18 protein-coding genes are annotated in these 17,157 nt (G+C 33.4%); 7 read left to right on the forward strand and 11 right to left on the reverse strand.

Translation table 11 applies throughout. The features are described from left to right. Positions 1-31 precede the first annotated feature (31 nt). A complete protein-coding gene (locus tag JS605_RS13940; RefSeq protein ID WP_203258332.1) occupies positions 32-535 on the reverse strand; it encodes a DUF4920 domain-containing protein in 504 nt (167 codons plus the stop codon). A gap of 91 nt (positions 536-626) precedes the next feature. Here JS605_RS13940 and JS605_RS13945 point away from each other — a divergent pair, with 91 nt between their 5' ends. Beyond that, a complete protein-coding gene (locus tag JS605_RS13945) occupies positions 627-1,691 on the forward strand; it encodes a branched-chain amino acid aminotransferase (RefSeq protein WP_203258333.1) in 1,065 nt (354 codons plus the stop codon). Positions 1,692-1,809: 118 nt separating this feature from the next. Here JS605_RS13945 and JS605_RS13950 read toward each other — a convergent pair whose 3' ends face one another. After that, a complete protein-coding gene (locus JS605_RS13950; protein WP_203258334.1) occupies positions 1,810-2,196 on the reverse strand; it encodes a pyrophosphohydrolase domain-containing protein in 387 nt (128 codons plus the stop codon). A gap of 383 nt (positions 2,197-2,579) precedes the next feature. Between JS605_RS13950 and JS605_RS13955 the strand changes: the two genes are divergently transcribed. The 6 genes from JS605_RS13955 to JS605_RS13980 all read left to right on the forward strand — a co-directional run bounded on the left by JS605_RS13955 (position 2,580) and on the right by JS605_RS13980 (position 7,795). Beyond that, complete coding sequence (locus JS605_RS13955) at positions 2,580-2,918, forward strand: hypothetical protein (RefSeq protein ID WP_203258335.1); 339 nt, start codon at positions 2,580-2,582, stop codon at positions 2,916-2,918. Positions 2,919-2,922: 4 nt separating this feature from the next. Beyond that, positions 2,923-3,918 carry a hypothetical protein gene (locus JS605_RS13960; RefSeq protein WP_203258336.1) on the forward strand — a complete coding sequence of 332 codons (996 nt, stop codon included), beginning with the start codon at positions 2,923-2,925 and terminating at the stop codon, positions 3,916-3,918. 11 nt (positions 3,919-3,929) lie between these two features. Further along, entirely contained in the window at positions 3,930-4,436 is a 507-nt protein-coding gene (locus JS605_RS13965; protein ID WP_203258337.1) for a hypothetical protein, read from the forward strand. Then, positions 4,436-6,199: a tetratricopeptide repeat-containing sensor histidine kinase gene (locus JS605_RS17715; RefSeq protein ID WP_203258338.1), complete on the forward strand. Its 1,764-nt coding sequence runs from the start codon at positions 4,436-4,438 to the stop codon at positions 6,197-6,199. The genes JS605_RS13965 and JS605_RS17715 overlap by 1 nt, the downstream gene beginning before the upstream one ends. Then, positions 6,196-6,819, forward strand: a complete 624-nt coding sequence (locus JS605_RS13975) for a response regulator transcription factor (RefSeq protein ID WP_203258339.1) — start codon at positions 6,196-6,198, stop codon at positions 6,817-6,819. Before JS605_RS17715 ends, JS605_RS13975 begins: the two co-directional genes overlap by 4 nt. A 73-nt stretch (positions 6,820-6,892) precedes the next feature. Then, positions 6,893-7,795, forward strand: a complete 903-nt coding sequence (locus JS605_RS13980) for a hypothetical protein (RefSeq protein ID WP_203258340.1) — start codon at positions 6,893-6,895, stop codon at positions 7,793-7,795. Positions 7,796-7,858: 63 nt separating this feature from the next. Here the strand turns inward: JS605_RS13980 and JS605_RS13985 are convergent, their stop codons facing one another. The 9 genes from JS605_RS13985 to JS605_RS14025 all read right to left on the reverse strand — a co-directional run bounded on the left by JS605_RS13985 (position 7,859) and on the right by JS605_RS14025 (position 17,055). Beyond that, complete coding sequence (locus JS605_RS13985) at positions 7,859-8,332, reverse strand: Hsp20/alpha crystallin family protein (protein ID WP_203258341.1); 474 nt, start codon at positions 8,330-8,332, stop codon at positions 7,859-7,861. Positions 8,333-8,562: 230 nt separating this feature from the next. Further along, the gene (locus JS605_RS13990) at positions 8,563-9,123 is read right to left on the reverse strand and encodes a DUF4251 domain-containing protein (RefSeq protein WP_203258342.1); all 561 of its coding nucleotides are present in this window, start codon (positions 9,121-9,123) and stop codon (positions 8,563-8,565) included. 76 nt (positions 9,124-9,199) lie between these two features. Further along, on the reverse strand, positions 9,200-10,501 hold the full coding sequence (locus tag JS605_RS13995; RefSeq protein ID WP_203258343.1) for an MFS transporter: 1,302 nt from the start codon (positions 10,499-10,501) through the stop codon (positions 9,200-9,202). Between the two features lie 14 nt (positions 10,502-10,515). Then, the gene (locus JS605_RS14000; protein WP_203258344.1) at positions 10,516-11,565 is read right to left on the reverse strand and encodes a glycosyltransferase family 9 protein; all 1,050 of its coding nucleotides are present in this window, start codon (positions 11,563-11,565) and stop codon (positions 10,516-10,518) included. After that, positions 11,565-12,944: an NAD(P)(+) transhydrogenase (Re/Si-specific) subunit beta gene (locus tag JS605_RS14005; protein ID WP_203258345.1), complete on the reverse strand. Its 1,380-nt coding sequence runs from the start codon at positions 12,942-12,944 to the stop codon at positions 11,565-11,567. The genes JS605_RS14000 and JS605_RS14005 overlap by 1 nt, the downstream gene beginning before the upstream one ends. Then, positions 12,944-13,252: an NAD(P) transhydrogenase subunit alpha gene (locus JS605_RS14010; protein ID WP_203258346.1), complete on the reverse strand. Its 309-nt coding sequence runs from the start codon at positions 13,250-13,252 to the stop codon at positions 12,944-12,946. Before JS605_RS14010 ends, JS605_RS14005 begins: the two co-directional genes overlap by 1 nt. 4 nt (positions 13,253-13,256) lie before the next feature. Further along, positions 13,257-14,357, reverse strand: coding sequence for a Re/Si-specific NAD(P)(+) transhydrogenase subunit alpha (locus JS605_RS14015; protein ID WP_203258347.1), 1,101 nt, complete (start codon positions 14,355-14,357; stop codon positions 13,257-13,259). Positions 14,358-14,642: 285 nt separating this feature from the next. After that, positions 14,643-15,485 carry a DMT family transporter gene (locus JS605_RS14020; RefSeq protein WP_262896325.1) on the reverse strand — a complete coding sequence of 281 codons (843 nt, stop codon included), beginning with the start codon at positions 15,483-15,485 and terminating at the stop codon, positions 14,643-14,645. A gap of 16 nt (positions 15,486-15,501) precedes the next feature. Further along, a complete protein-coding gene (locus JS605_RS14025; RefSeq protein WP_203258349.1) occupies positions 15,502-17,055 on the reverse strand; it encodes a DEAD/DEAH box helicase in 1,554 nt (517 codons plus the stop codon). Positions 17,056-17,157 lie beyond the last annotated feature (102 nt).

Genomic DNA, 17,157 nt, shown 5'->3' on the forward strand with positions numbered 1-17,157 from the left:
TGGCATGTAGATAAACACTAGAGCTCAAAATTTATTGGGCTACTAAAACACCATCGGCCTCGAAGGAATATGTGCGTTTTGGTTGTGTAATAGCTGCAATTTCTTCTGAAGATTTACCAGCATCTTCAGCGTAATGGCGTTGCTCATCTATTGAAACTTCTTGTACAAAAGCTTTACCATTTATCACAACTTCTTTACCTGAAATATCTTTTGGAACAAAAAAACCGTAATCCTTAAATTTTACCATAACTTCCCTGTTATTCCCAAGGTCTAAGGTCATCCAACAGCCTTTTGCTCGACATACATTGTTTACTGTCGCTCTTATCTTTGCATCTATACTATCGCCCTCTTGCATCGCATCATAATGGTTTGCCATAGACTTAGCGATTACAGCATCATTTGCTAAAATCTCTTTTCCAAAAGAAGTATATGTTAGCGCTTCGTTTTGATGTGTATCAGCGTTTGTTACTTTCGATTTGTTTTTACAAGAAGTAAAGCCTAAAGCACAGATAAACAATACGATCGCTACTCTCATGATTTTTAATTTAGAATTTTAATGCATTTATGTAAAGATACCGCTTTTTTGAGAATGAATTTTATAAATTTGTAAGCTAAATTAATATGACATGAGCACTATAATCAACGACATTGAGATTGTAAAAACAAAGTCCAGCAAAATAAATGAAGTAGATTTTGACAATTTAAAGTTTGGAAGTGTTTTTTCAGACCACATGCTCGTATGCGATTACAAAGATGGTAAATGGCACGCGCCTAAAATTATGCCATACCAACCTTTAACTTTAGATCCATCGGCTAAGATTTTTCATTATGGGCAATCGGTCTTTGAAGGCATGAAAGCGTATAAGGATGTTGATGAAAATGTCTGGCTTTTTAGACCTGAGGATAACTGTGAGCGCCTAAATATTTCGTCGAAGCGATTATCTATTCCAGAGTTGCCAAAAGCTTATTTCATGGATGGTTTAATAGCGTTACTTAAATTAGACAAAGATTGGATTCCTACTAATGAAGGAAGTTCACTGTATATTCGTCCGTTTGTATTTGCCTCAGGGCAAGGCTTTCATGCCTCTCCTGCTGATGAATATAAATTCATTATATGTACGGCACCTTCAGGGTCTTATTTCTCTGGAGAGGTTAAAGTTTTAATTGAAGAAAAATATTCCCGTTCTGCCAATGGTGGTGTAGGTTTTGCCAAAGCAGGTGGTAATTATGCTGGCCAGTTTTACCCAACACAGTTGGCAAAGGCCAAAGGCTACCAACAAGTTATATGGACAGACGACCATAAGCACGAATATATTGAAGAAGCTGGAGCAATGAATATTTTTATTCGTATTAACGATACGCTTATTACTGGGCCTACCAGCGATAGAATTTTAGATGGTATTACCCGTAAGAGTATTATTGAACTAGCTGAAAGTGAAAACATTCCTGTTGAGGTTAGAAAAATTACAGTTACCGAAGTTGTTGAAGCTGCAAAAAATGGCTCTCTTAAAGAAATGTTTGGGGCTGGTACAGCCGCAGTAGTATCGCCTATTGCTGCCTTTGGATATAAGGGTACGGATTATGGTTTGCCTAAATTGGAAAGTACTTATGCAGACTTTTTAAAGCAACGTATTACCGATATACAAACAAATAAAACTGAAGACCCTTTTGGATGGAGGTATAAAGTATAACAGTTAAAAGACCTCTCCTATCCTCTCCCAAAGAGAGAGTGATACTCAACTTATAAATAAAAAAAGAGAAGCAAAAAATAGCTTCTCTTTTTTGTTGTTATAAAATTATTTGAAAAATCTATTTTTCTAGAATCTCCTGAATATTTGGTTTAAAGTAATTAGGGCCTTTTAGTACTTTGCCATCCTCTCTGTAAATAGGTTGTCCATCCTCACCTAATTTACTCATATTACTGCGTTGAATCTCATCAAAAACCTCCTCTATTTTATACTGCAAACCATGTTCTATAATTGTACCACATAAAATATAAAGCATATCCCCAAGCGCATCAGCAACTTCTACCAAATCGTTATCATTGGCAGCATCAAGATATTCTTCATTTTCTTCTTTCATCAAGTTAAAACGTAATTTGTTTTTATCCCTACCTAAATCTGCCTTTGGGCTTTCTCTATGCCCTATTTTAAATGCCGTGTGAAATGCTTTAACTGCTTCAATTTTATTTTTCATGTATGGTGTTTTGCTTAAATTTGCATAAAAATAGCCATATGTTTAGTAAAGGTCAAATCATTTTTGGAATTATCTTTTTTATAGTCTTCGCAATCATCATTGGCTTTACTTATCGTAAGGATTTAAAGCTACATAAACGCTTTTACAAAGGTAGCATCTGGATACTTATTGCTTTTATAGCGTTTATCTTACTTATTAGTGCGATAAAGTTTTTATTGTAGTAAAAACACTATATCTGTTTTTTTTGCTTTTTATCTAGCATTTCTTTCTTGCACCACTTTTCTTTATACTTTGAAGGATAAAATATACCCAGTATTGGGTATGTTTTTATTATTCCCAAGTCTTCATATTTGTAACATCAATTAATTAAACCATCATCCCTCATGAAAAAATTAGTTTCTCCTGTTACCATGTTTTTATTTGGTGTTATTGCTTTTGCAGTAATCATGCTGGTAACCCACAAAATGCAGTTAGATTTTGAAGACACCTACTTTTGGTTTTGTAGAGTCTTAATTGCTTTAGCGGCAGCTTCAATTAGTATTTCTATTCCCGGAATGATTTCATTAAACCATAAACCTGACGGTAATCAATTAATGCGAAAAAACTCAGATGGCACAGTGGAGCCTAACACAATGTCTCTTTTAGAAAAAGAACCAACTATTAGTGCTTCTGGAGCTATTGCAGTGTTTGTTTTGGTGTATTTGTTTAATCCTTTAGTGTAAAAAAATGGAAGATTTTAAATACGCACCAAAAATCTTGATTAATGAGATAATTGATGATAATTATAATTCAATTTTTGAGTCTAGACCCGATGTTGAATACATAGCCTCAGTTCCAAAATCTATTGAAAACCCTAATGATTCTGAATATTTTATTGAAATTGGATTGGTTGATTCTTCCTCAGATTACATACCTGTAATCTGCAATGATGGAAGCTGTATTTTAAAAAATAAGAATTTAAAAATAGATAAAAAGCATCACACTCAACATAAATACGTTAATCACTTTAGCTTCCAATTTCATAATATCAAAGAAAGACCTTTGAAATATGGCGTCAACATAGCTAATCAATACTTAGGATACGGAACACTTGGTGCAATTGTTGAAGTATCATTCGGAAAAAGGAAATCTAAAAGTAAATTTATCTTATCTAATCATCATGTGCTCTGTGGGGCAAAATTTGTACCTGATAGATTTATAAGCCAACCACATCGGGGTTTTTCTATTGATGGGTATCAACCAAGAGACATAATTGCTCAAGTTAAATATGGTCATATTGGAGACGAAGTAGATGTGGCATTTGCAAAATTATTTGATATAGACCATAGTCATGAAATGTACATTTCTGGAGAAAAACCACCTGTTGGAATCGAACAGGATAAAAAGATCAAAGTTGGAGATAAAATATATAAAATTGGAGCTACTACTGGTAAAACAACGGGAGTAATTAGATCAAAAAACGCTTATGTAAAAACTAGACCATATAAAACATCTGCAAAGAAGGTAATTTTTAAAAAACAGCTTCTTTTTGATGATATAAGTAAAAATGGTGATTCAGGTAGCTTAGTATTAAAGTCAGTAAACAATGATATAAAAGCTATAGGTTTATTAATGGGAGGAGATAATAAAAACTATTCCATTGCTAATCAAATGAGGTTTATATTTAACAATAAAAACCCTTATAAAAACTTGCCTGATATGAATTTTGTTAAATTTATTTAAAACTAATTATTATGAGTAGAAAAGTAGTAGAAATAGACAGACAGTCAACACTACCTATTGTATTGTTTACGAGAACCACAGACGCATTATTTAATATAATTGGAACTTTTAAAGGTTGGGATAATAAAAAAGAATATCCCTCAGACATTGAGTTGAATCTAATCAATATACCAGATGACAAATATTATCATATGTCTAAATGTAATTTTTGCAAACAAAAAAAGGCCTTAGAAATTCATGTAGAAAATGTTGATGAAGCGGTATCTCCTCAAAATCATACCCTACATTATACAGAGGCAAAAAAAGATAACTTTAAATTTAAAAAACTTGATTTAGATCATATCTATGAAATTGATATACTCGTTTATAATAACGATCTCGCAAACTCTGAAAAACATTATCTTGTCTGTGGTAAACTTTCTAATGAAGAATTAGATCATCCCAAGAGTATAAAAATAGGTGGATTTCAAGTACATCCAGATACATCTAAAGGCAATATAATTGTAGCTAACCCTTAGTGATAATAAAAATAAAATATTTTATTATACCAGCAATTTTTTTAATTGCTGGTTTTTGCATTGGTCAAAACCATGATTTTTCAAAATTCTTAGACGCTTATAACGTAAAAAACTATATTGAGGCAGGTTTACAACTTAAAAATATTGATACCTCTAAAATATTACCTTACGATAAAGCCACATGGTTATACTATTTAGCTAAATATAATTCTAAGTTAGATAATCAACATATAGCATATGAAGCTGCACAACAATCGAAAATAATATTTAATGCTTTAGGTAAACAAAAAGATGTTTTAGACTGCAACTTTCTATTACTAAACATTCTAAGTCATCAAAATGAATTAAATTCTCGAAAATCAGATCTAATTAAAGAAATTGAATCATTTGCAAAATCCAACAAAGATACTACAGCACTAATAGGAGCTTACCATAACATAGCTGTAGGTTTTTTAGATACTAAGAATGGGTTTAAAGCGCTAGAATATTTTAAAAAAATAAATACCATATACCGAGCACAAGGAAATTCACTTAAAGAAGCTCATAATTTTATGAATATAGGTACAGTTCACTATTCATTATTTGAAAACGCAGATTCTGCACTGCACTACACTAAAATAGCAACTCCTATTCTTTTAAAGTTTAAAGATTATAAGAATCTAGCCTATAACTACAATAATCAAGCTCAACAGTATAAACATTTAAAAGAATATCCTAAAGCAATTCGATTTTACAAAAAAGCCGATTCTATTATTCTAAGTGATAATGTGGCAAAAACTAAAGTCATTTTCTATACCAATCTTTCCGATGCCTATTTACTAAATAAAGACTTCAAAAATGCCGCCATTTATCTTGATAAATTAAACAGACTCAAGGATAGTATTAATGACGTTAAACAAAACATAGCTATATCAGAAATAAAAGAGAAATACGATAACGAAAAACTACGTGCCGACAACCTGGAAAGCGAAAATAAACGTAAACAAAGCGTAAACTTGCTGATAGGTGCAATTGCTTTTATAATATTGGGCGGTACCATTATGTTGCTCATCCAAAAAAACACCCGAAAAAAACAAAAATTAGCAGAACAAGCCAAAGTTTTGGAAAGTCAAAGACTAGCAACAGTTTTAAAAGAGCAAGAGTTAGTTAGTATAGATGCCATGATTGAAGGCCAAGAAAAAGAACGCCAGCGTATTGCTAACGATCTGCACGACGATTTAGGTGGACTCATGGCTACAGTAAAACTACACTTTAATGCATTAAAAGACAAGCAGACCCCTGAATTGTTTGATAAAACCACTACCCTTCTTGATGATGCTTACCAAAAAATTCGTTCCATTGCTCATGTAAAAAATTCTGGAGTTATAGCAAAACAAGGGCTTCTTGTTGCTGTAAAAAACATGGCTGATAAAATTTCTATGGCGAATACAATTTCAGTTGAAGTTACTCATCATGGTTTGGAAAACAGACTGGAAAACAGTTTGGAACTCACAATTTTTAGGATCATACAAGAATTAATCACAAACGTTATAAAACATGCTGAAGCTACTGAAGCTACAATTCATCTTACCAATCATGATGATGTTTTAAACATTATGATTGAAGATAATGGTGTAGGGTTTAATCCCAAACAAGTAACAAAAAGCCACAAAGGCATGGGCATTAGCAGTATTGATAAACGTGTGGAACACTTAAATGGCAAAATGACCATAGAATCTGAAAAAAGCATAGGAACAACTATAATAATTGATATACCCATATGATTAGATTAGTTATAGCTGAAGATCACCAATCTCTCATCGACGGGATAAAATTACTTTTGGAATATGAAGACGATATTTCTATAGTAGGCACTGCCAATGATGGCAAAGCTTTATTAGAAATCGTAGACAAAAAGTACCCTAATGTTATTTTAATGGATATTAGGATGCCCAAAATAAATGGTATTGAAGCTACAAAAGAAATAAAGAAAAAACATCCACATGTAAAAGTTCTTGCCTTTACTATGTTTGACCAAACCGAAGCCATTCAACAAATGCTTGATGCTGGAGCCTCTGGATATATACTCAAAAATTCAACATTAAAAGAAGTGCATACAGCAATTTTGACTGTCCATAAAGGCAACACTTACTTTGATGCGAACATAAACACCAATGTCTTACAGTCAGAGCCATCAAATAAGTCTAAAGGCATTTTAACAAAACGACAAATTGAAATTTTAGAATTGATTGGTCAAGGTAAAACATCTCGTGAAATCGCAGATACATTGTTTATTGGCATTCATACCGTAGATACCCACCGTAAAAATATGGCACGTATTCTTGGTTTGCAGGGTAAGGGAGAACTAATGCGATATGCCCTAGAGAAAAAGTATAAGTTCTAGAATATACCCAATACTGGGTATTGAACCATCACAATGTTTTATTGAAGTTTACACAAACAATAAAACATATAAAATGAAAGCTTTAGTTGCAACCTTTTTGTTAATTATCTTACCAATAAAAATCTTTTCACAAGACTACATACCAAATTCTGTAAGGGATTTTAAAAATATTAACCAGACAGACATTGATGTAAGTGATTATAAATCTTTTAATATTTTAAATGATACTCTTGGCCAAGTTAGTGACGATGATTTAGAAAAGTTTATAAAAAAACAAAGAAAGCATGATGCTTGGCTTAAAATAAAATCAATAAATCTTTATGGAGGTGGATCCCTATTAGGGCTTGTAACAGCGGATAGCGATATTGAAGATGCTACTTCTCCTTCAGGAAGCCTAGGTGTTAATTTTGCTAGTGAAAGGCTGTCTTGTAATATGTACTTTTCCTATAACGGAAGGCAATCTATAGAGATGAATACTCTAAGTCAATTTGGAAATTCCTTAATGAATCCTAATATAGATGGGCAGTCATTTACCTTTTCAACCTTAGCACAAGTTAGTCAACTTTTTGGATTTAGTGGAAGCTTTCAAATTTCAGATAATTTATGGAAAATAGATGAGGATACTGAAATTGATGCTTCTCCTTTAATTGCACGCTTAGGAGTATATTTTAGACCGTTTGATTTTAATCTTGAAAACGATAATAAACTAGATCTAACATTTAATTTGCATTTTACTCACAGAAATATTTTGGGAGACTTTAAAAATAAAACACAAAATATTGCAGGCAATGAAATTACAGGAAAAAGTTATAATGGAATTGATTTTTCGGTTAACACGTATTTAAACTCAGTACATTTATATGTACAATATTCTTCGAATAAGAAAAAAGATTTGAATATTCCTGGGTTTTCTGGAGCCCAAGTTTTGTTTGGCTTAAATGTTACAGGAAAATTAATAAAGCTATTGGATAAGTAATAATGTAAATAAAAAAGAGGTTTTTTAACCTCTTTTTTATTTAATTAATGCTGTGCCTTTCTACTATGAAATTTTAATTGTTCTCACAGGCTTAGGCTTAGCTTCCTCTAGTTTTGGTAATTTAATACTTAAAATACCATCTTCATACTTAGCTTTAATTTTTTGATCGTCTATAGAATCTGGCAAAGTAAATGTTCGTTTAAACGAATTGTAACCAAACTCTCTGCGTGTAAAATTCCCTTCCGTGTTTTCTTCTTCTACGTTGTGCTCTGCAGAAATAGATAAAACTTCATTATCAATATCTATATTAAAATCACTTTTTTTCATTCCAGGCACTGCCATCTCTATAAAATACTCATCATTGGTCTCCCTGATATTTACTTTAGGTAAGGAAACGCTGGTGTTGAAATTACTTGACACTACCCCAGGAAAAGTATCCACGTTAAATAAATCGTCAATCCAATTAGACCACCCATTGTGACTTAATCCAGAATTTTTGTGCGTTCCATTTTTCGAAACATTCATTAATGAACTCATACTACTATAATTTTTTAGTTAAACTTTAAATTTCTCTTATTTAAAAAGCCATTTGTAAGCTTCACGCACTATAGAGCAAATGAAATACCAAAATAAAAACTAAGAGGTTTTTGACAGTACTTACATTCATTATAAACATAAAAATGCCAAAACGTCATATTATCATCCAAAATAAATGACGTTTTGGCGTATTTAAATTTTATGAGTTTTTTAAAGTAAACTAAAAGGAGTTAAGATTCTTCCGCTACTTTGGGTATCTTCATTACTTGCCCACTATATCGAATAAAGAAGCGTGAATTACCGTTAAGCGTAATTTGGCTTTCATGGTTTGGAAACATCGTAATAATAACGTTGAAGTTTTCAGAATTACTTTTAGCCATAAAGGACATAATTTTGCTTCCTTTTTTACCATCCTCTATTTTTAGATTTTCCATTAATCCATTAAACTGGATGGCACTATCTGTTCCTCCATAACCAACTTGCATTTGCCGCTCTCCAAAATACGGCAAGTAGGATGTAACACTATCTCCTTTTATTGTTAAAAAATTAGCATTACCTATTAAGTTGACGGAACCTCCATTATTGTTTGTCCATGTATTTAGGGAATTGAGTACTTGCGTCATGGCATTAGTGAGCTGTGGGTAGGCCCAATCTGACTCTATAGTAAACTCTTGGGATGCTATTAGTGTTTTAAAAGCCTCGTGCTGCTCATCGGTTGTTGTTGCTTTAGAGGTCTTGCAAGACACTGTAATCAACATTACAAATAGTAGTAGTAAATAAATCTTTTTCATAACTAACTCTCAAATTACAAAAAAGATGAACAGTGTACTTATAAAAATTCGTTAAAAATAGTATGGTAACACAATGCTATTGCGGATTCTTGACCTTTGTAGAAGCTAATACTAAAAAAAGCAGAAAACCACCCGTAATATAGCTTATGTTAGCATAAGAGCCTAAAGTAGTATAACAATAACTAAATAAGCTTGGTGCAACAGCACTGGCTATTACTAAAAAACTCATTACCTTTCCTGTTATTGCACCTAGATGCTTTCTGCCAAAATAACGGGGCCATGTTACCGCATTAACCACAGCGAAAAGCCCCCCTAACACACCCAAACCTAAAATCAAGGCATAAACGCCAATGGTATAGCTTAAGAAATATAAGCCGAAAGATGCCAGAACTCCTGAGAAAAGCATAATGTACAGATATATCTTATGGTGTATATAATCACTGAGAACATTACCTAGGGCAGAAACGATAACAGCTATAATTGATATTGGTAAAAACACAGCTATAGCTTGGGTTTTGGAATAGTCTTGAGTTTCGAAAATAGAAACCACGTGAAATGTAAAACCAGTTACAAAAAAGCTATTAAACGCCAAGATTAATCCTATTACCCAAAAAGCACGGGTTTGCTTGGCCTCTTTTAAAGTAAAATGCTTTTCAACCCTTTCCTCTTTTAAAGTTTTAGCCTTTTTTAATATACCATCTGGCTTGAAACCAAAATCTTCAGGGTTATTTCTATAAAACTGAATAATACAGAAACTGAAAATAATAAGACAAACGGCTAATATTTGCCAAGACATCTTCCATCCATAGCCATCTATAAGGTAATTTATCAATAGTGGCGCAACAGAAAACCCTAAAGACACTGTAATGCTACTAATGGCATTTATTTTACCCCTATTCTTATCGAACCACATCATGATCATATTACGTGATGACATGGTTAAAACTCCTTGACCAAAAAAACGTATTAAAAAGAATAAAATCGTGATTACAATAAAAGGTATTACCCAAGAGTTTGTACCGAACACACCTCCAATACTATTGCTAATCGTAACTGATTTTGAACATAATAACAAAGAAACCCCTAATAAAAATGCTGAAAAAAATGCGACATAACGTGCCCCAAACCTATCGAACAACACCCCTGCCTTAGACACGAAAAAAGCACTTAAAAGTGTACCAAACATGTACGCATTACTAAACTGATTTCTTGTTAACCCCAAAGCATCTTTTACAGGGTCAGTAAATACAGAAACTCCCACGGTTTGCCCTGGTATACTGGCCAAAACCCCAATACTACCAAAAACCAAAACTACATACCCATAAAAAAAAGGAGTTTTTTGGGGATTGATAAAGGAGAATCTATTAGGGTTTTTCAAAAAAATTACTGTGTTTATTTAAGAATATGCCTTACCGCTTCAATACAATCCTGTTGGGATTTTACTTTGGTATGCAGCGCTAAACTACCATTACCATAAGGTTCATAAATAGCTTGATTGTCCCTAGAAAACAAGCCTACAGTTGGTGTTAAAGCAGCGCTTGCCAAATGCATCACTCCATTATCTGCTGCTATAAATACAGAAGTGTTAGCAATAATCCCTGCCATTTCCCGGATATCTTTACTGTAAAAATGAGGCGCTTTAAAGTTTATCTTAGAAATATTTTCAATAGGCAACATTTCTATAATATTGTAGTCTTCGGCAAAACTATCTTTTAATTTCACATAAAATGCTTCCCACCATTCCTCAGAATAGCACTTATTCCCCGTGGCATTAGTATAAATACAGATGGTTGGTTTTTCGTTCTTATTCAAATCATCTAATATTTGTTTACCAATGCTTATCTCAGTATCTGATAATTTTAAATTTAAAACCGGCAGTGCATGGTTGGTTTCTGGAAAACCTAACTTAAACAGATAACGTCTTAAATTATAAATGGGGTATTTGGAAATATGTAGATAGTCTTCATGATTCTTTTGAATATCCTCATGTAAATCCCCAAAAACCTTGATTGGTGCTCTAGCTAAATTTGTAAGCAATTTTCCTGATGAAGAATTCCCATCTGCATTAATTACCAAATCATACTTTTGCCTTTTTATGGAAACCCAGCACATCACATACTTAAATAGGTTACTAAAAGGCTTTCTTGGCAATTGATAAATTTTACCTATTGAAGTGTAATTTTTTAATACGGGAAAAGCCACACCTCCCTTGGCGAATACATCTATAGTACTATCTGGAAATGTGTATTCTACTTCTTGTACTAACGGAGTAGTTAATAGTTGATTACCCAACCGATGATTGGGTCTTACAATCAACACTTTTTTTATTTGAAGATGTTTTACTTCATCTGGAGAGGGTTCGGAATAAGAACTCCCAACACTTTTGGTAATAGCGCCCATTATTTTACGGCGCTTTTGATTAATCCAACCGTTAAACCCCATTACATGTTCTTAAGTTCGCCAACCAATTCCGTTAGGGCTGCTTTAGCATCCCCAAACAACATAGATGTTTTAGAATTAAAAAATAATTCGTTTTGGATACCAGCATAACCAGCATTCATACTCCTTTTATTTACAATGATATGCTTTGCATTCTCAACATCCAATATAGGCATTCCGTAAATAGGACTGGATGGATCGTTGTGAGCTGCAGGGTTTACAACATCATTAGCACCAACCACTAAAACCACGTCGGCATTAGTAAACTGAGGGTTAATATCTTCCATTTCAACCAATAAATCATAATCAACATTAGATTCAGCTAGCAACACATTCATATGTCCAGGCATTCTTCCTGCTACAGGGTGTACCGCATATTTTACATTAACCCCCTTATCTACTAAGATTTCTTCTAATTCATGAATCACATGTTGCGCCTGTGCTACAGCTAATCCATAACCTGGTACAATAATAACATTAGCAGCATAATTCATCATAATAGCTGCATCACTGGCAGTGGTCTTTTTTATGGTGCCTTGGGTTTTACTGCCACCTTCTACAGCAGCATCGCCACCAAATGCACCAAATATTACCGAAGCAAGTGTTCTGTTCATAGCCTTACACATAGCTACAGTTAATATAATACCTGCCGATCCTACTAAAATACCACCAACAAGCATTACCATATTATCATATAAAATACCCGTTATAGCTGCCGCAATACCCGTAAGAGAGTTTAGCAATGAAATTACAACTGGCATATCTGCCCCTCCAATTGGTAAAACAAATAGAATACCATAAACTAACCCTCCTACCAAAATACCATAGGTAAACAACGTACTATAATTACCAGAAACAATCATAAATACCGCCAATGCTATGATGGCTAAAAAGAAAACATTATTAACAAGATTATACTGAGGAATTTTTACCACACTTTTAAGAGAACCATTAAGTTTTCCCCAAGCCACTAAACTTCCAGAAAAGGTTATAGCCCCAATAACTATACCCGAGACAATAGTTGTTGCTTGTAAAGCATCTGCAACACTTTTACTAAGTTCTACCAAACCAATTAAAGCAGCACTTGCACCACCAAAACCGTTAAACAAAGAAACAAGTTCTGGCATTTTAGTCATCTCTACTTTTATAGCTATTAAATAGCCTATTATAGCACCTAAAGCTATGGCTGTACCTATTAGAATGTAAATGATAGGAGCTACCTTTAAATCATGGACAAAGATAGTACCCAAAATAGCCAACACCATGCCTACTGCAGCTATTGTATTACCACTTTTAGCAGTATCTGGGTGCCCAAGTCTTTTTAATCCTACAACAAATGTTACTGTAGCTATCAAATAAATTATACTTAACAATACACTCATTATTTTCTCTTTTTAAACATTTGTAACATTCTGTTGGTAACAGCAAAACCACCAACAACATTTATAATTCCTAAAACAACAGCAATAAAACCTAGTGCTAATGCCAAATAATTATCTGGATCTGAATGTAGCATAACCAAAATAGCTCCCACAATTACCACCCCACTTAAAGCATTAGCTCCCGACATCAATGGCGTATGTAATACAGCTGGTATACTCTTAATAACTTCAATACCAACAAATATGGCTAGAATTAGTATGTAAACAATTTGAAGATTATCGCTAATAAATTGAATAAATTCGTTCATGGTTCTATGTATTTCGGATGGTCCCGTCTTTTACAATTAGTGTATCATTCGTTATTTCTTCCTCCAAATCCCATTTAAATTTGGCATCTTCGGTTAAATGCATAATAAAATTGTATATGTTTTTAGCATATAACTCACTGGCATTAGTAGATACGCTCTCTGGAGCTATGGTGGTTCCTATTATTTTCACACCATTAACTACTACTTTTTTATTGAGTTGACTCAATTCACAATTACCACCTTGAGCAGCCGCCAAATCAATAATTACAGCGCCATTTTTCATTTGCTCCACCTGTTCTTTGGTTATTAAAACGGGTGCCTTTCTACCAGGTATATTTGCCGTGGTAATTACCAAATCTGCTTGAAACAACGATTTATTTACAGCGTCTTTTTGCTTTTGCACGTAATCGTCGGATGCTTCTTTGGCATAACCTCCTTCAGATGTTTCTCCTTCATTATCTACCGAAATAAACTTTGCCCCTAAAGATTCTGCTTGTTCTTTGGTTTCACTTCTAATATCTGTAGCTTCAACTACAGCACCCAATCGTTTTGCTGTTGCAATGGCCTGTAATCCAGCAACACCAACACCATATATTAAAACTTTAGACGGGGTTATGGTGCCTGCTGCCGTCATCATTAACGGGAAAATTTTAGTCATCTCATAAGCCCCCAAAATAACGGCTTTGTATCCCGCCAAATTATTCTGGGAACTTAATACATCCATGTCTTGTGCCCTAGAAATCCTTGGCATGGCATCCATAGAAAATGCTGTAGCCCCTTTTTTGGCTATGGCTTCTATTAAATCTGGATTGGATTTATGATACAGTTGGCTTATTAAAATCTGACCTTCATCGACCAATTTTAAATCTTCCTCATCAAAGGCATTTATCTTAATTAGCAAATCAGCCTCTTTAAATACCACGCCTCGCTTTTCAATTGAAGCCCCAGCACTAGTGAAATCAGTGTCCTGATAAGAAGAATTTGTTCCTGCAGATTCCTCTACAATAACTTGAAATCCTTTGTCTGTAAGTTGTTTTGTAATATTAGGAGATAGTGAAACCCGGTTTTCTCCCGCTTGGGTTTCTTTTAAAATACCAATTTTCATGTTGGTTTATAGTTAGTTTTTAGTTTGTATAATTCTTTAAACTATATAAAGCTTATGGTTTGTCAAATTAATTTGAAAACTAAGCCTCATCAGCTTTAACAAAAAATTAAGAAACAAATATAGCTAAATGATGGTACTATTTATACTGGAAAATAACTTTTACGAATAGTTTACCATTACTTAATTTTGATTGAAAAGCTTTTAATGATAATAGAAAAACAAGGTATTTTAAATATTTTGAAATAAATATGAGGAGGATTAGCATGTACCACTTATCAATAACTTCTATTTAGGTTTTGGTTTATGTGTTACGTTTAGTACCAATCCAGCAATTATTAAAGCGATACCAAACAAACTATAAAATGTATATACCTCACTGAAAACAGTAACGCCCAACAGCAAAGTGAAGACAACCTCCATGTATTTAAAAGGCGCTATTTGATTGGTTTTGGCGATTTGAAATGCTTTGGTCATATACACTTGCCCAAAATACCCAAAACAACCAAGACCAAAAACCAAAAACCAATCTTTACCTACAGGTATTATCCAATCATTAATTGACAAAACACCTCCTACAATAGATGCTATTACCATAAAATAGTTAACCACAACTACTGGGTGATCACTCTTCCCTATTTTGCTGATAACGACATATACCAATCCGCTAAAAATTGCAGAAATAAAAATTAATAGTAAACCATAAGCACTAAGAGAGGTATCAAAACCTTTTAGGATAATTACTCCTGAAAACGCAACCAAGAAAAACAACCACTGTATGGATTTCATCTTTTCTTTTAGTAATAACACTGCAAAAACCCCTGCAAATATGGGAGCCATATAGCGTAAGGATACAGCTGTACCAATGGGTAAGTATTTTGTAGACATAAAAAACAAAGTCATAGAAATAACCCCAACAATGCCTCGTAAAACTAATAAACCTTGATTATTACCTAGCAGAGGTATCTTATTTTTAATGAGGAATGTAAACGTAAAAAAAAGACAACTAAACGACCTAAAAAAAACGATTTGAAAGGCGCTCATATGCACTAAATGCTTAACAATAGCATTCATACACGCAAAGGACAACGTGCTTATAATCATGAATGTTATCGCTTTTTTAAGCTCCAAAAACTAAAGTAATACGTTATTCTTTTGGTGCATAACCATGAACCTCTTCAAATACCTCGTCAAAATTTGCCCTTAAGTAAGAATTTAATTTTTTACGGTAATCTCCACGAAGCCATTCCACAAAATTATGGGTGCTTTTACTGATGCATTTAGTATAACGTTTAATCCTAAAGTCAATATCATCCCCTAATTTTTTTGCTAGTGCAATAGCATCATAAACATCCTCACTATTTTCGATACATATTTTAGCGTGTTGCGCAATAGATCGCTCCAACACCACCTTTGTGGATTCCCCGCTCCTTACTGCATCTACGTAAGTTTTTTGCACATCGAAATGTACATCTTCAGAGTTTTTAAACTCTTCGCGTAAGTCATCTGGCATTTCATATCTAAAATTGCTTTCTAATTCCTCATCACTCAATAAAGAATCCAAATAATAATTAGGAGATTTAAAAATACGTTGCCAGTCTAGATTATCGCCCCATGGCCCGAATCTATGAAAGTTATTCCCTAAATCGATAACCTGGAAGGTATCTTTATTTTCTAAAACACGAGAACCACGGCCAATCATCTGATAATAGAGCGTCAACGATTTTGTTGCTCTATTTAAAATTATACTTTCAACAGTAGGTTCATCAAAACCTGTAGTTAAAATACTAACTGAGGTTAAAATTGCATCTGGCGTATTCTTAAACCATTTTAAAATCATGGCACGCTCTTTCTTTGTATTCGTGTTGTCTAAATGAGCTATGGGATATCCTGCTCTTCTAAACGTATCATACACATGTAAAGATGTGTTTATTCCGTTGTTAAAGATTAATGTTTTTTTACCTTTTGACCGCTCCTCATAAGCGCGCAATAATTTGGTAAGCATATTATCATCGGTATACAAATCCTCAGAAGATTTTACCGTATAGTCACCATTGGCCCCAACAACAAGACTGGTTAAACCAACGTTATAACTAAACATCTCCGCTCTTGCCAAAAACCCACGACTTATCAAAGATTCAATAGATTCACCTACTATAAGTTCATCATAATTATCAGTCATAGGCAGCTCCATGCTAGAACTTAAAGGTGTTGCAGTAACACCTAGAACAAAAGATTGACTAAAGAACTTGAACAGTTTGGTAAATGAATTGTAATGTGCCTCATCAATAATTACCAAACCAATATCAGAAATATCTAACTTATCGTCATTCAAACGATTATTTAGTGTTTCAACCATAGCCACAAAGCAACTATATTCTGCTTGATCACTTAAATCCGCTTTACTATCTACCACCTTATTTACAACACCAAATTCTGTAAGCATATTAGACGTTTGCTTACACAATTCTATACGGTGTGTCATTACCAAAACCTTTTTCTTCTTAATGTTAAGATATTGACGAACAATCTCTGAGAATATTACTGTTTTCCCACCTCCAGTAGGCAATTGGTATAACAAATGATAGTCTGATGGAGACTCCTCAAAAGCAGTAAAAATTTTATCTATCGCACCTTTTTGATAGCTGTATAATTCCTTCCCAGTTTTCCTTTCTAACAGTTCAGTTTTCGAAATTGACATAAGTGTAGTTTGGTAAAATGCAAAAATAACACCTTTATTGGGTTTATTAAAGTTGTTTTTTCTAAAGTTATTCAACCCGTTGTTGATAATAATTTTAGCCTC

Source organism: Hyunsoonleella ulvae (assembly GCF_016827605.1).
GTDB lineage: Bacteria > Bacteroidota > Bacteroidia > Flavobacteriales > Flavobacteriaceae > Jejuia > Jejuia ulvae.

Excerpts from the sequence above, each read along its gene's own strand:
- JS605_RS14015 (WP_203258347.1), bottom strand. The coding sequence starts at position 14,357 with ATGAAAATTGGTATTTTAAAAGAAACCCAAGCGGGAGAAAACCGGGTT.
- JS605_RS14005 (WP_203258345.1), bottom strand. The coding sequence starts at position 12,944 with ATGAGTGTATTGTTAAGTATAATTTATTTGATAGCTACAGTAACATTT.
- JS605_RS13945 (WP_203258333.1), top strand. The coding sequence starts at position 627 with ATGAGCACTATAATCAACGACATTGAGATTGTAAAAACAAAGTCCAGC.
- JS605_RS13990 (WP_203258342.1), bottom strand. The coding sequence starts at position 9,123 with ATGAAAAAGATTTATTTACTACTACTATTTGTAATGTTGATTACAGTG.
- JS605_RS14025 (WP_203258349.1), bottom strand. The coding sequence starts at position 17,055 with ATGTCAATTTCGAAAACTGAACTGTTAGAAAGGAAAACTGGGAAGGAA.
- JS605_RS14010 (WP_203258346.1), bottom strand. The coding sequence starts at position 13,252 with ATGAACGAATTTATTCAATTTATTAGCGATAATCTTCAAATTGTTTAC.
- JS605_RS13965 (WP_203258337.1), top strand. The coding sequence starts at position 3,930 with ATGAGTAGAAAAGTAGTAGAAATAGACAGACAGTCAACACTACCTATT.
- JS605_RS14000 (WP_203258344.1), bottom strand. The coding sequence starts at position 11,565 with ATGGGGTTTAACGGTTGGATTAATCAAAAGCGCCGTAAAATAATGGGC.
- JS605_RS13955 (WP_203258335.1), top strand. The coding sequence starts at position 2,580 with ATGAAAAAATTAGTTTCTCCTGTTACCATGTTTTTATTTGGTGTTATT.
- JS605_RS13940 (WP_203258332.1), bottom strand. The coding sequence starts at position 535 with ATGAGAGTAGCGATCGTATTGTTTATCTGTGCTTTAGGCTTTACTTCT.
- JS605_RS13950 (WP_203258334.1), bottom strand. The coding sequence starts at position 2,196 with ATGAAAAATAAAATTGAAGCAGTTAAAGCATTTCACACGGCATTTAAA.
- JS605_RS13975 (WP_203258339.1), top strand. The coding sequence starts at position 6,196 with ATGATTAGATTAGTTATAGCTGAAGATCACCAATCTCTCATCGACGGG.
- JS605_RS13960 (WP_203258336.1), top strand. The coding sequence starts at position 2,923 with ATGGAAGATTTTAAATACGCACCAAAAATCTTGATTAATGAGATAATT.
- JS605_RS13985 (WP_203258341.1), bottom strand. The coding sequence starts at position 8,332 with ATGAGTTCATTAATGAATGTTTCGAAAAATGGAACGCACAAAAATTCT.
- JS605_RS13980 (WP_203258340.1), top strand. The coding sequence starts at position 6,893 with ATGAAAGCTTTAGTTGCAACCTTTTTGTTAATTATCTTACCAATAAAA.